Source organism: Paucibacter sp. M5-1 (assembly GCF_027498415.2).
Classification (GTDB): domain Bacteria; phylum Pseudomonadota; class Gammaproteobacteria; order Burkholderiales; family Burkholderiaceae_C; genus Roseateles_E.
The window spans coordinates 1812893-1825923 of record NZ_JAPZLM020000001.1; the positions used below are offsets into that span (position 1 = coordinate 1812893).

The window sequence follows — 13031 nt, forward strand, 5'->3', positions numbered from 1 at the left end:
CTCAGAACTTCCAGTCCACCGCCAGGCTGACGCTGCGCGGCGCGCCCAGATAAGGCAGGTTGCTGCTGAGGCTGGCCACATAGCGCTCATCGCCGAGGTTGTCGACGCGGGCCTGCAGCGTGGTCTGGCGGTCGATCTTCAGCGTGGCGCTGGCGCCGACCAGGTTGTAGGCGCCGTCCCAGACCGTGTTGGCGACATTGGCATAGCGCTTGCCGACATGGCGCCAGTCCAGGCCCAGGCCCAGGCTCTGCAGCGGCTGCCAGTCCAGCGCGGCGCCGGCCACCCAGGTCGGCACATTGGCCGGGGTCTGGCCGGCGCGCGAGACCGTGCCTTCGGTGAAGGCCTGGTAGCGCGCGCGGGTGTGGCTCAGCTGGCCGCTCAGGCTCAGCTGGGCGCTGGGCCGCCAATGCGCGCTGAGCTCCAGGCCGCGGCTGCTCTGCGCACCGACGGGCAGCGCGTTCGTGCTGTCGTTCGGGTCGGTGATGGAGAAGTTCTTGCGGCGCAGGTCGTAGAGCGCCACGGTGGCCTGGCCGCGCCCCTGGTCGAAGGCGAGCTTGCTGCCGATCTCGACCTGGCGGCCGCGCGTCAGCTCGAAGCGGCGCAGCGCACCGAAGCCGGCCGTGGCCAGCACGCCAGACGGCGGGTCGGCGGCGCTGCTGGCCTGGGCATAGACCTGCCAGTCCTTGCTGAGGTCCTTGACCAGGCCCAGCCGGCCGGTCAGCGGCTTGAAGTCGGTCGTGAACAGGGCCGGGTTGGTGGCCGTGACCGTGCGGTGGTTGCGTACATCCAGCGCGATGCGGTCCCAGCGCAAGGCGCTGACCAGCGCGTAGCCGCTGCCCAGCACGGTGCGGTTCTCGACGAACAGCGCCAGCGTGCGCAGCAGATTGCTGGCGCCGGGGTTGTAGCCGGGCTTGATGCCGGGGGTGCTGTAGAAGTAGCTGGCGGCGGGCTGGTAGGGATCGGTGTTGCCAAAGGGGCCCGGCACCGACAGCGGGAAGCGGGTCTGGCGGTTGAAGCTCCAATCGATGCCAGCCGCGAAGTCCGAGCGCAGGCCGGCGATCTCGCTGCCGTGGCTCAGCTCGGTGCGGCTGCCCCAGACGCGCTGGTCATGGCGCTGCAGCAGCGCATCGCGGCGCTCGACCGCGCTGTTACCGTTCTTGAAGACATAGGTCTCGACGTTTTCGTAGTCGCGCAGCGCGTCGTAGAGGTAGAGGGTGTGGCTCAGCCGCGTGCGGTCATTGAGCTTCCATTCGAGGATGGAGCGAGCCCAGCTGACGTCCTGCTGGTAGCGGCCGTCGAGCACGTTGTAGTTCACACCCAAGGTCGCGGCATCGAAGTGCAGCTGGCCGGCGGGCACCGTGCCGTCGGCGGCGCGCAGCATCGGTGTGCCCCAGTAGGGCTGGGTGACCTTCTCGTGCTGGCGCTCGACGGCCAGCATGTGCGTCAGGCCGGCGCTCAGCGGCGCCAGCCAGGAGGCGCTGGCCTGCCAGGCGCTGCGCTCGCGGCCCTGGGTCCAGAGCGCGCCTTCGTTGCGGTTGAGTTCGACTCGCAGGACCTGCTCGCCGAGGCTGCGCTGCAGGCTGGCCGAGCCCTGGGCGCCACGGTCGCCCAGACCCAGTCGCAGGCGGCTGATGTCGCCGCTGCGATCGGCGATCTTGCTGATCACATTGATCGTGCCGCCCACCGCGCCGGAGCCGTTCAGAAAGCTCGAGGCACCGCCGATGGCCTCGACCCGCTCGACCAGCCAGCTGTCCAGCGGCCGCGCGGCGATCGCGTCGTACTGCACGCTGATGCCGTTATAGAGCTGGGACAGCGAGCCCGAGCCGAAGCCGCGGTAGAACACCGTGCCGGCCGAGCCCGGCGGGTCGGCAAAGACCACGCCGGGCACGCTCTTGAGCACCTCCTGGGTGTTGGCATAGGCACGCCGCTCAATCTCGTCGCGGCTGACCACGGTCACGCTGGCCGGGGTCTCGCGCAGGCTCAGGCCCAACCGGGAGCTGCTGCCGGCGGCCTCGTCGAGAGCGCTGCGCTGGGCGCTGCCGGTTATCAGGACCGACTGCAGTTGTTCATGTTGATGGGCACGGGCGTGGGCGCAGGCCAGCATGGCCAGCACGCTGATCAGATGTTTTTTCATTGACAGACATGACAGTGAGGCCGGCCACTGCAAGCAAGAAGGCAGGGCCGGCGAAATCGGGAGAAGCGGAAGGAACTGTCAGGTCGTCAGCGGGGGCGCACGCGCCTGGGCCGTGGCCCAGATGGCGAGCAGGCGCGGGGCGCGCCAGAAAGCGAGCGGGCGCTCGAAGCCCAGGGTCGGCGAGGCGCCGGCGGGCAGGGTCGGCGGCGGAGCCGCGTGATCGATGGGCAAGGTGCACAGCGGGCAGTGCTCGCCCCAGGGGCTGCTCTTCTTGCCCAGCTCCAGCGGCGCCAGCGGATCCTCGGCCAGGGCCGCCGTATCCAGGCGCACAAAGCCGGGGCCCTGCACCGTGCAGACCTCGACCCAGACGCTGTCCGAGCGGGTCTGCAGCGCATGGGCAAGACCCGGCACCAGGGCCGCCCACAGCAGCGCCAGCACGGCCAGCAAGGCCGTGCAGCGGTGGAAGGAGGTGTGGGCGCGCATCGCGGGGCGGATTCTAGCCCGCGAGCTTCACTGCGCCGGGTCGCGGATCTCCCAGCGGACCTTGTCGATCTCGGCCAGCAGCTCGGGTGCCAGCACCGTGCCCCAGGCGGCGATGTCCTCGTCGAGCTGAGCCTGGCTGGTGACGCCGATGATGGTGCTGGCGGTCTGCCAGCGGCCATAGCACCAGGCCAGCGCCATGCGGGTGGGCGTCAGCCCATGGTCGCGGGCCAGCGCGTTGTAGCGCCGCGCCGCGGCCAGCGTCTCGGGCCGGGCCCAGCGCTGCTTCTTCATGCTCTCGAACAGCGCCAGCCGGCCAGCCGTCGGGTCGGCCAGGCCGCTGGCGTCGTACTTGCCGGTCAGCGTGCCGAAGCCCAGCGGCGAGTAGGCCAGCAGCGAGACCTGGTGGCGGTACAGCGCCTCGTCCAGCCCGTTCTCGGGCACGCGGTTGACCAGGCTGTAGGCGTTCTGCACCGAGACCACGCGCGGCAGGCCCTGCTGCTCGGCCAGATGGACGAACTCGGCCACCCCATGCGGCGTCTCGTTGGACAGCCCGATATGCCGCACCTTGCCGGCCTTGACCAGCTGGCCCAGCGCTTCGAGCTGGGCCAGGATGGGCGTGACCGGCTGGTCCTTGGCCGGCTCGAAGAACTGGCCGCCGAACATCGGCACATGACGGGCCGGCCAGTGGATCTGGTAGAGGTCGATATGGTCGGTCTGCAGGCGCTGCAGGCTGGCCTCGCAGGCGCTGATGATGTCGGCGGCCGTCAGATCGGGCGAGCCCTGGCGTATCCAGCCATAGCCGCGCGAAGGGCCGCTAACTTTGGTCGCGATCACCAGCTTTTCGCGCAGGCCCGGCCGGCTGCCGAGCCAGCGGCCGATGATGCGTTCGGTATCGGCAAAGGTCTCGGCGCGGGCCGGCACCGGGTACATCTCGGCCATGTCGATGAAGTTGATGCCCTGGGCCACGGCGCTGTCCAGCAAGGCATGGCTGGCCGCCTCGTCGACCTGCTCGCCGAAGGTCATCGTGCCCAGGCAGATCCGACTGACTCGCAAGTCCGAGCGACCCAATGTGGTGAATTCCATTCTTGTTACTCCTTACGCCTGCCTGCTCCGTGCAGGCCTGATCAGGCGGCAGTGTGCCGCAAGTCGCGGCAGCCCAGCGGCGCTCGCTATGCGCCCGGATACTTTTTGCTTTACATCTATTTTTTATTGTTTTACAGTAAATTTCTTGTCAACACACGGTCACCATGAGCACCCACACCAGCCATTTCGGCGGCCAGCGCCGCATCCAGGGCCTGATACGGCTGGTGCGCCTGCTGGCCCTGGTAGGCGGTGCGGCCCAGCTGCTGCTGCCCTTGCTGTTCTGGAGCCAGCCGGAGTGGGTGGCCCGGGTAGCACACCAGGAATGGGGCTCCGGAGCCGCCAATCTGCAGCTCGATGCCGGCGCCCGCCTGGCCGGGCTCGCCGCCTCGGCCCTGCCGGCCCTGGTGGGCGCCTGGGCGATGTGGCAGGTCTGGTGCCTGTTCGGCTGCTATGCGCGCGGCGAGCTGCTGGCTCTGGCGCCTGTGCGTCATCTGCACCGCCTGGGCCTGGCACTGGTCGGCCTGGCGCTGGCGATGCCGCTGGGCCAGACCCTGGCACTGCTGGCCCTGACCCTGGGCAATCCGCCCGGCGAGCGCCAGCTGGCGCTGACGCTGTCGTCCGAACACTATCTGTGCCTGCTGTTCGGCCTGATGCTGCTGGCCATTGCCGCGGTGATGCGCGAGGCGGTGCGGGTGGCGGACGAGAACGCCGAGTTCATCTGAGAGCGGCGCCCGGCATGCCCATCCTCGTCACCCTGGACCTGATGCTGGCGCGGCGCAAGATGCGCTCGCGCGAGCTGGCCGAGCGCATCGGCATCACCGAGGCCAATCTCTCGCTGCTGAAATCCGGCAAGGTGCGCGGCGTGCGCTTCGAGACGCTGGCTCGCATCTGCGCGGTGCTGGACTGCCAGCCCGGCGATCTGCTGGGCTACGAGGCCGGGCCGGAAGCGCCCGGCGAGGGGCCGGACGCATGATCAGGCGCCAGGCCCGGCCGGCGTTGTTGCTGTTGGTGCTGCTGATCCACGGCCTGCTGTGGCTGCTGCTGACCCAGGGCCGCTCGCCCGCACCCAAGCCCGCGCGGCAACTGATCAGCCTGCGCCTGCAGCCCCTGCCCAGACCGGCAGCACGCCCGCAGCCGGCAGCGGCCACGCGCAAACCCACCGGCACCCCACAGCCGCGCGCCACAGCACGACCGGCACCCAACGCGATCAGCACGCTGCAGCCGGACCCCGAGACCATAGCGCTCGCCGCCAGCCCCTCCGCCGCGCCGCCGGCCTCCGCCCCCCTGCCCTCGCTGCTCGACAGCGAGGCCACCCGCCGCGCGGTGCGCCAGGCCGCGCTGAGCGCACCGGAGGCGGCGCAGGCGAAATCCCTGCCCGAGACCACCCAGCAGCGCCTGGGCCAGGGCATCGCGAAAAGCGCCGACGGCGACTGCCTGAAGGGCGAGTTCGCCGGCGCCGGCATGGGCTTGCTGAGCGCGCCCTTCTGGCTGCTGGCCGAGGCGCGTGGCAAGTGCAGACGCTGAGCCAACAAACCATCCGATCAACCAGGGAGTCCCCCATGACCAAGCCGATCTGGCTGCTGTACTTCATCGCCCTGCCCGCCGCACTGGCGCAGACGCCGCCACCCGCCCAGCTCGACACCGTCCAGGTCGGTCTGGTGCGCGACCCCGCCGCGATGCCTTACGAGCGCATGAACACCATGCTGCAGGGGCTGAAGAAATACGGCCAGGGCCTGATCGTGATGGACTTCAAACTGGGGCCCAAGACCTTCGCGGCCCAGCCCGCGCCCAAGCTGGCGGTGGCCCATGAGGAGGGCTATCTGCCGATCAAGGTCGACGCCGAGGGCCGCTTCGAGCTGCCCTTGCTGCCGCCAGAACAGGCCAAGGGGGCCGAGCTGGCCAGCAATATCCCGCGCGGCGCCGCCGAGATGCAGGGCCGCATCCGCCTGACCACGCCGCCGGACCAGCTGAGCATGGCCACGGTGCGCCGCATCATGGGCATCGCCCGCACCCTGCGCAGCGAGCTGCTGCCCTGGTATGCGCGCTGGCTGTTCCCGCAGATCCAGGGCGTGCGGGTCTGCAGCGCCGAACCCAAATGGGAGCTGGAATGGCGCGACGAGCAGGGCCAGCTGCTGGGCCTGCCGCTGGCGGCCGAGCCCAAGGACCGCGACCCCGACGCGCCCAGGGACAAGCCCAGCCCGCCCTGCACCACGCTGACCGGCGCCGAGCCCTGGCCCGACGCGGCCCGCCTGCTGGCGCCGGCCGATGCGCGGCTCAGCGTGCGGCTGACAAGCTCGCGGGCGCAGTAACGCCGGCTGCCCGCGCCCGCTCCTCCTCCTGCCGCCGCAGCACACCGCGCTGCAGCTTGCCGGTGGTGGTCATCGGCAGGGCCTCGATGAACTCGATCTCCTTCGGGTATTCGTAGGGCGCCAGCCGGCCCTTGACATGGGCTTGCAGCTCGGCGATCAGTGCCGCCGAGCCGTGCCGCCCCGGCGCCAGCACCACATAGGCCTTGACCAGGGCGCCGCGCTCGGCATCGGGCTTGGGCACCACGGCGGCGTTCGCGACCGCCGCATGCTTGACCAGGCAGTTCTCGATCTCGCTGGGGCCGATGCGGTAGCCGGCCGACTTGAAGACATCGTCGCTGCGGCCCTGATACCAGAGGTAGCCGTCCTTGTCCTGCAGCGCCATATCGCCGGTGCGGCACCAGCTGTCCTCGGGATCGCCGGTGAACTTGGCCCGGGTCGCGTCCGCGCGGCCCCAGTAGCCCAGGAAGAACACCGGGTCGGGATGGCCGTGCACATCGCGCCGGTGCACCGCCACATCGCCGGCCACGCCCGGGGGACAGGTCTTGCCCTCGGCGTCGATCACCGCGACCCGGTGGCCCGGATAGGCGCGCCCCATGCTGCCGGGCCGGGCCGGCCAGAAGCGGCTGCAGTTGCCGACCACATAGTTGATCTCGGTCTGGCCGAACATCTCGTTGACCGTCACGCCCAGCTGCTCGCGGCAGTAGGCGAACACCGCATCGCCGACCGCCTCGCCGGCGCTCATGATGGCCTCGAGCTTGAGCGCATAGCGCTCGCGCGGCCGCGGCAGCGCCTTCATCATCGCCTTCAGCGCGGTGGGGAACAAAAAGGTATGGGTTACGCCATGGGCGGCCATCAGCTCGAAGGCCTTGTCCGGCGCGAAGCGGCCCTGGTAGGCGACGATGGGCCGGCCGAAGTACAGCGTCGGCAAGAGCGCATCCATCAGCCCGCCGGTCCAGGCCCAGTCGGCCGGGCTCCAGAACACCGCCTGCGTGCCCTTCTCCGGCGCGGCCGGGTCGAAGCCGAACCAGTTCTGGCTGGCGACAAAGCCGCTCAGATTGCCAATCAGTGCGCGGTTCGGGATCAGCGCGCCCTTGGGCGGGCCGGTCGTGCCGCTGGTGTAGATCAGCACCGCGGCCTCGTCGGCCTTGGTTCGCTCGGCCGTGAAGCGGGCATCCTCGGCCTGCAGCGCGGCCATCCAGCCGATCTCGTCACAGTCCGCCTGGCATTCGCCGACGACGATCAGATGGCGCAGCGCCGGGCAGCGCGCGCGCACGCCGCGCAGCGCCTCCAGCGCCGCGCATTCGACCAGGGCCAGCACCGCGCCGCTGTCCTGCAGCCGGTACTCCAGCGCCTCGGGGCCGAACAGCATGGACAGCGGCATCGCCACCGCGCCGAGCTGGCTGATCGCGATCTGGGCCACCGCGGTCTCGAAGCGCTGCGGCAGCACCACCGCGACCCGGTCGCCGCGCCGCACGCCCAGGCGCCGCAGCGCGTTGCTGAGCCGGTTCGCGGCGCGCTGCAGCTGGCCGTAGCTGTAGTGCGCGCGGCAGCCGCTGTCGCTGTCGAACAGCACGGCCGTGGCCTCGGGCGTCTCGCGGGCCCAGCGGCCGCAGCAGGCCTCGGCGATATTGAAATACTCGGGCACCTGCCAGCGGAACGCGCTGTGCAGTGCCAGGTAGGCGTCGTCTTGTTGTTTGGTGGTCATCGGGCCTCCGCCTCGCGCTCCAACGAGCCGCTGAGGGTAGCGAGCGCAGCCGGCGCCGGCCTCATGGCTTACCCTAGCGCCATGCTGACCACGATTTATCACAACCCCCGCTGCTCCAAGTCCCGCGAAGCCCTGGCCCTGCTGCAGGCCCAGGGCCTGAAGCCGACGGTGATCGAATACCTGAAGACACCGCCCGATGTGGCTGAATTGCAGGGCCTGCTGGCCCTGCTGGGCCTGCCGGCGCGCGAGCTGCTGCGCAGCGGTGAGGACGAGTACCAGCGCCTGGGCCTGGCCGATCCGTCGCTGGACGAGCCGGCGCTGCTGGCCGCGATGGCCGCCCACCCCATCCTGCTGCAACGCCCCATCGTTGTGCACGGCCGGCGTGCGCTGATCGCCCGGCCGCCGGAGCTGCTGCTAGGCTGGCTCTGAGACGCGGCGCCGGGAACTGCCGGCCGCCAGCAAGCGGGTGGCCAACTCGCCCAGGCAACGGACGCCCTGCAGCCGCGACGCATCGAGCGGATGGCCGGCCGTCAGCCGCAGGCAATGATCGAACTGCGTGCCCGTGCTGAAGACCGCGCCGGGCACAAAGCTGTAGCCCCGGCGCCGGGTCTCCTCAAGCAGCGCGCAAGCGTCCAGGCCGCCGGGCAGCGCCAGCCACAGCACATAGCCACCATCCGCGCTGCTGACCCGCGTGCCCGGCGGGAAGTGGGCTAACACGGCCTCGCGCCAGGCCTGCAGCTGGGCGGCCAGGCGCTGGCGCAGCCGGCGCAGATGGCGGTCCATGCCGCCGCCGGCCATAAAAGCAGTCAGCACCTGGTCGGTCAATGCGGGCAAAAGCTCGCCATGCACGGTGCGCTCAGCGCGCAGCTGCAGACGGTAGCGTCCGCTGACCATATAGCCGAGGCTGAAACCCGGGCCGGTGATGCAGGCCAGGCTGCCGCAGTACAGCACGCGGTCGTCGCCATCAAAGGCCTTCAGCGGCCTTGGCCGCTGGGCGCCGTGATAGAGCTCGCCCATCATGTCGCACTCGATCAGCGGCAGGCTGTGCTCGGCCAGCAGGGCCGCCAGCGCCTGCTTGGCGGCGTCGCTCATCCGGCTGCCGGTGACACGATAGAAGTTGGGCTCGAGCAGGCAGGCGGCCAGCTGGTGCTGCTGGGCGGCCAGAGCCAGCGCCGACACCGACAAACCGGCCTCGGCCGAGGCCGGAATCTCCAGCACGCGCAGCCCTAGGCTGGCAATCAGCTCCAGCGCATGGAACGGTGCGGGGCTGGCCACCGCGATCAGCTCACCGGGCTTGGCCAGCAGTCGCAGGCATAGCGCCAGCGACTCGGATTCGCCCTGTGTAATGACGATGTCCTCGGCATCGAAGCGGCAGCCCAGGCGCCGCGAGCGCTGCGCCAGTTGCTCGCGCAAGGCCGTCGATCCATAGACCATGCCGCTGCCCAGCACGGCCGCGTCGCTGCGCAGCTGCTGCGTCAGCAGACGCTGCAGCGCCGGCAGCGGCAGCAGGGCGGCCGGCAGAGCCAGATGGCTCAACGACAAACAGTCCGCCCGCGTCGCGGCCAGCTCGATCAGGCGCTGGCGCCGGCCGGCCAGCGCGATAGCCGCCGTTGGCGCGGGGTCCAGCGCCGCAGTCGGCGATGCCGGGGCGCAGGCAAAGAAGCCGCGCCGCGGCCTGGCCTCGATCAGGCCGGCATCCTCCAGCTGGTGCAGCGCATGGGTGACGGTGGCCAGGCTGGCGCGATGCTCGGCGCAGAGCTGGCGCACCGAGGGCAGCTGGCTGCCGGGCGGGTACAGGCCGGCACGCAACTGCTCGGTCAGCAGGGCGGCCAGGGCACGGTAGCGGTAGGGGCTGGGGTTCACGCAAAGCAGGCGAGTCGCGGGGTCGCCACGATAGCGTCAATTGCCGGCGCTGCATCGATACACAGACCATACGGCCGCATCGATACAGCTCGGCCCTGTATCGATGCCGACGGCCCGCGCCTGGGTCTTATCGAGCCGGCCCCGGCTTTCTAGACTGCCCGCCATCCCAGCCCTCCAAGAGGACGACCCCATGCGGCAACTGCGCGCCCGTATCCATGCCTGTGCGCCGGCCCTGCGCCTGCTGATGCTCAGCGAGATGCTGAGCCTGCTGGCCGCTGCGGTGGGCCAGATCACCATCGCCTGGTGGATCGCGCGGGACGGTGGCGCCCTGGACCTGAGCCGCTATGGCGTCTGGATGGCCCTGTGTTCGCTGCTGGCCATGCCTATGCTGTCGCCGCTGGGTGATCGCTACGAAAAGCGGCTGCTGATAGGGCTGGGCCAATCGGGTCTGCTGCTGGACGCGCTCGCGCTGGCCCTGCTGGCCAGCAGCGGCATCTACAGCCTGCCGCTACTGTGCGCCTGCGGCGGCCTGGCTTTGCTGGCCCAGGCCCTGCTACTGCCGGCCCAGGCCAGCATCCTGCCGGAGCTGGTCGCGACCGCGCAGCTGCCCGAGGCGATACGGCTGCGCCGCGGCGCCCAGGCCCTCGGCGGCCTGCTCGGGCCGGGGCTGGGCGGCGCCGCGCTGGCCCTGGGCGGCATCGCGACGGCGATGCTGCTGAACCTGCTGATGTTCGGCGTCGCCACCGTCGTCGCCTGGCGCATCGTCGCGCCGCCCTTCCCCGCCCAACGCGCGGTCGGCGCTGGCTGGTTCGCCGATCTGGCGGCCGGCCTGCGCGCCAAATGGGGCGTGCCGCTGGATCGCTGGTGGACCCTGGTCGGGGCCTTGATGATGGTGTTCCTGCTGCCGGCCACCGGCCTGCTGCTGCCGCTGCGCCTGCAGTCGCTGGGGCTGTCGGCGCTGTGGTTCGGTGCCTGCGCGGCGGCCCTGTCGCTGGGCCTGCTGGTGGGGGTGGCCGGCGTGGCCGACGCACTGATCGCCCGCCTGGGCCGGCTGCGGGCGATCTTTGCTGCCGTCGGCGCATGCGGCGGCGCCGCCGGCGCGATCGGCCTGTGCGACTGGGCGCCCGGCCTGCTGCTGCTGTTCGCGCTGATCGGCCTGAGCATGTCGGTCACCCAGCTGGTCGGCCAGACCCACCGCCTGCTGGCGATGCCGGAAGACTTCCGCGCCCGCATGACGGCCGGGCAGATGGCACTCGCGCAGCTGGCCGCCGCGGCAGCCCCGGCACTGGCCGGCGTACTGCTGCTGCATTGGCCGGTGGCTCAGGTCTATCTGCTGCTGGCGGCAGGCTTTCTGCTCAGCGGCGCGCTGCTGCTGGCGGTGCCGGAGCTGCCACGCTTTCTCTCGCTGGACCATGCCGAGGTGAGGAACTGGTACGAGCGTCAGCACCCCGAGGCCTTCGCCAGAGGGCGCTGACGGATCGCCGGGCCTCGGCCGGCTTCAGCAGCAGCGCTTGCCGGCGGTCTTGCTGCTCAGCGTCGGCAGGTTTTCCTGGCCCGGTGGGTTCAGCGGCAGATACTCCTTCTCGGTCGCGGCGGTCACCAGGATCAGGCCCTGGCGCAGCTTGTCGTGGGTGACGTCGATGGTGGCCATATAGACCGGCGCCAGCAGGCGTTGCACCTTGCGCTTGGACAGGCTCAGATAGCCGAAGCGCAGGCCCTCGCGGCACTCGAAGTCGATCGGGCTGTCCTGCTTGCCGCGCTGCAGCTCGAACTTCGCCTGCAGCTGGCTCAGCAGCTGGCGCACCGCGCGCTCCGGGTGCAGCGGCTTGGCGCGGTCCAGCGCTTCGCCGCCGGGGCTGCGCAGCAGGGTCGAGAGCATGTCGAACTCGCCGTTACCGGCAATCTGCAGCGCCGCCGAAGCCGGGCCCAGCACCGGGATGCCCTCGATGTGATGCCGGAACGCCCCTATCGCTCGGCACAGCACCGGCTCGCTCTGATGACCGCTGCGATCGGTGGCGGCCGCCTTGATCTGCCACAGCCGCTCGAAGCTCAGCGTCTCGCCACGCCCCAGCGCGTCATGCAGGCCCAGCGATTGCAGCAGCTTGGCCGTGTGATCGGCGAGCTGCTGCTTGGGCTGTGCCTCCTTGAACAGCGCCTCCATCGGCGCCAGCCCGCTGCTGAGCTTGACGGCGCCGCTGGCGTGGTAGAGCACGGCCCGGGCACCCTCGGGCAGGCGCACCAGCGTGTGGTCGTCGAAAGTCTCCCACTGGCCGCGCTCGAAGTTCTGGTCGCAGGCCTCGCTGCTGCCCTTGAGCAGCTTGCGCAGGCGGCGCTGCTGATCGTCGACCGAGCTGCGGCGCAGCTCCAGGATGGCCAGCTCGGCGGGCAGCTCCTGCTTGAAGGACGAAGCCAGCGATTCCATCAGTTGATTGATGTCCATGATGTTGATGTCCGGTAAGAGGTTGTTGAACGCGTCAGCTTTCGGTGCTCAGCCCTCGGTCCAGCGCCACAGCAGGCAGGCCTGGCGGCTGGGCGGCAGATCGGGCACGACGCTGCCATGACCCCACAGATGGTCGCGGTTGAGCGCGCTCAGGTCCCAGCGGATGTTGCCGCTGTTCCAGGTGGCGGCGTCGCCGACGCAGACGGTGATCGGGTGGTTGTCGACGGCCCAGTCGGAGACGCCGTCGTGCCAGGCATGCGAGACGGTGTCGCCATGCACCAGGTTGTGGGCCACGTCCTCGCCGCACTCGTCGGTGGTCCAGGCGTCATACATGTTCTCCCAGGCACCGCAGTAGATGTGCAGGCCGGCGAAGATGTTCCACAGCCCGGCCACATTGTTGCGGTCCACCGTCTTGCACGAATAGGCCATCACCCATTCGGCGTTCCAGTTCTCGCCCAGCTGCCAGTCGCCCGAGAAGGTGAACCAGCCGGTCTGCGGCGTGTCGTAAAGCATCAGCGCCTGGCCGTCGGCGGTGTGGTTGCCATGGGTCTCGATCCAGAACAGATCGACATCGTCGACCCAGCTGCGATCACCGCCGCCGCGGTCGTTGTCGCGGATGTCGGTCTCCCAGCAGTCGGTATTGGCCCAGTAGAACGCACGGCCGTGGCCGGCGCTGCGCAGCTTGCTGTCGAAGCCGTTGGCGCGGTTGAAGGTGTAGGTCAGGTCACTCGATGTGGTCACGCCGGCGGCGCGGGCGTGGTTGCAGTAGCGAATGGCTTCGATGCCGAATCTGGCCATGATTGCCTCCTTGAGGGTAGCGGCCGGCAGGAGCGCCGGCTTGCTGTGCAGACTAGGCAGCGGGCCAAGCCCGCTCAACGATCAAGCTGGGGGGGGACCCGGCTTCTAGGGGCCTGCCTCTCATCAGCCTGCAGGACGGAATGCCGCGATCGGGCCGGGCGCGCCGCGCCACTCCCTTGTTCATCGGATGCGATGCGCCGGGCCCAGACCTAGTGT

General features: G+C 70.2%; 13 protein-coding genes. 6 read left to right on the top strand and 7 right to left on the bottom strand.

What is annotated here, in order from left to right:
* Position 1: 1 nt before the first annotated feature.
* From O5M90_RS08410 to O5M90_RS08420, 3 genes are all read right to left on the bottom strand, one after another.
* Complete coding sequence (locus tag O5M90_RS08410) at positions 2-2134, bottom strand: TonB-dependent receptor (RefSeq protein ID WP_269840112.1); 2133 nt, start codon at positions 2132-2134, stop codon at positions 2-4.
* Between the two features lie 78 nt (positions 2135-2212).
* Complete coding sequence (locus tag O5M90_RS08415) at positions 2213-2617, bottom strand: DUF2946 family protein (RefSeq protein WP_269840113.1); 405 nt, start codon at positions 2615-2617, stop codon at positions 2213-2215.
* 27 nt (positions 2618-2644) lie between these two features.
* Entirely contained in the window at positions 2645-3700 is a 1056-nt protein-coding gene (locus O5M90_RS08420) for an aldo/keto reductase (protein WP_269840114.1), read from the bottom strand.
* Positions 3701-3864: 164 nt separating this feature from the next.
* Between O5M90_RS08420 and O5M90_RS08425 the strand changes: the two genes are divergently transcribed.
* From O5M90_RS08425 to O5M90_RS08440, 4 genes are read left to right on the top strand one after another with little or no spacing between them, the layout of a single operon-like run.
* Entirely contained in the window at positions 3865-4422 is a 558-nt protein-coding gene (locus tag O5M90_RS08425) for a DUF2975 domain-containing protein (RefSeq protein WP_137945175.1), read from the top strand.
* 14 nt (positions 4423-4436) lie between these two features.
* On the top strand, positions 4437-4673 hold the full coding sequence (locus O5M90_RS08430; RefSeq protein ID WP_137945174.1) for a helix-turn-helix domain-containing protein: 237 nt from the start codon (positions 4437-4439) through the stop codon (positions 4671-4673).
* Positions 4670-5224, top strand: coding sequence for a hypothetical protein (locus O5M90_RS08435; RefSeq protein ID WP_440401957.1), 555 nt, complete (start codon positions 4670-4672; stop codon positions 5222-5224). Before O5M90_RS08430 ends, O5M90_RS08435 begins: the two co-directional genes overlap by 4 nt.
* A gap of 35 nt (positions 5225-5259) precedes the next feature.
* Positions 5260-6009, top strand: a complete 750-nt coding sequence (locus O5M90_RS08440) for a hypothetical protein (RefSeq protein ID WP_269840116.1) — start codon at positions 5260-5262, stop codon at positions 6007-6009.
* On the opposite strand, the gene O5M90_RS08445 is transcribed toward O5M90_RS08440, so the two are convergent.
* A complete protein-coding gene (locus tag O5M90_RS08445) occupies positions 5975-7714 on the bottom strand; it encodes an acyl-CoA synthetase (protein WP_269840117.1) in 1740 nt (579 codons plus the stop codon). The two genes, O5M90_RS08440 and O5M90_RS08445, sit on opposite strands and share 35 nt — an antisense overlap.
* Before the next feature lie 84 nt (positions 7715-7798).
* Between O5M90_RS08445 and arsC the strand changes: the two genes are divergently transcribed.
* Positions 7799-8143: an arsenate reductase (glutaredoxin) gene (gene arsC, locus O5M90_RS08450; protein WP_137945244.1), complete on the top strand. Its 345-nt coding sequence runs from the start codon at positions 7799-7801 to the stop codon at positions 8141-8143.
* On the opposite strand, the gene O5M90_RS08455 is transcribed toward arsC, so the two are convergent.
* The gene (locus tag O5M90_RS08455) at positions 8129-9577 is read right to left on the bottom strand and encodes an aminotransferase-like domain-containing protein (protein WP_269840118.1); all 1449 of its coding nucleotides are present in this window, start codon (positions 9575-9577) and stop codon (positions 8129-8131) included. The two genes, arsC and O5M90_RS08455, sit on opposite strands and share 15 nt — an antisense overlap.
* A 190-nt stretch (positions 9578-9767) precedes the next feature.
* On the opposite strand from O5M90_RS08455, the gene O5M90_RS08460 reads away from it, so the two are divergent.
* Positions 9768-11051, top strand: a complete 1284-nt coding sequence (locus tag O5M90_RS08460; protein ID WP_269840119.1) for an MFS transporter — start codon at positions 9768-9770, stop codon at positions 11049-11051.
* Between the two features lie 24 nt (positions 11052-11075).
* On the opposite strand, the gene O5M90_RS08465 is transcribed toward O5M90_RS08460, so the two are convergent.
* Positions 11076-12017 (bottom strand): hypothetical protein, encoded by a 942-nt coding sequence (locus tag O5M90_RS08465; protein ID WP_269840120.1) that lies wholly within the window; start codon positions 12015-12017, stop codon positions 11076-11078.
* A gap of 48 nt (positions 12018-12065) precedes the next feature.
* Positions 12066-12815, bottom strand: a complete 750-nt coding sequence (locus O5M90_RS08470) for a DUF6345 domain-containing protein (protein WP_269840121.1) — start codon at positions 12813-12815, stop codon at positions 12066-12068.
* Positions 12816-13031: the final 216 nt, after the last annotated feature.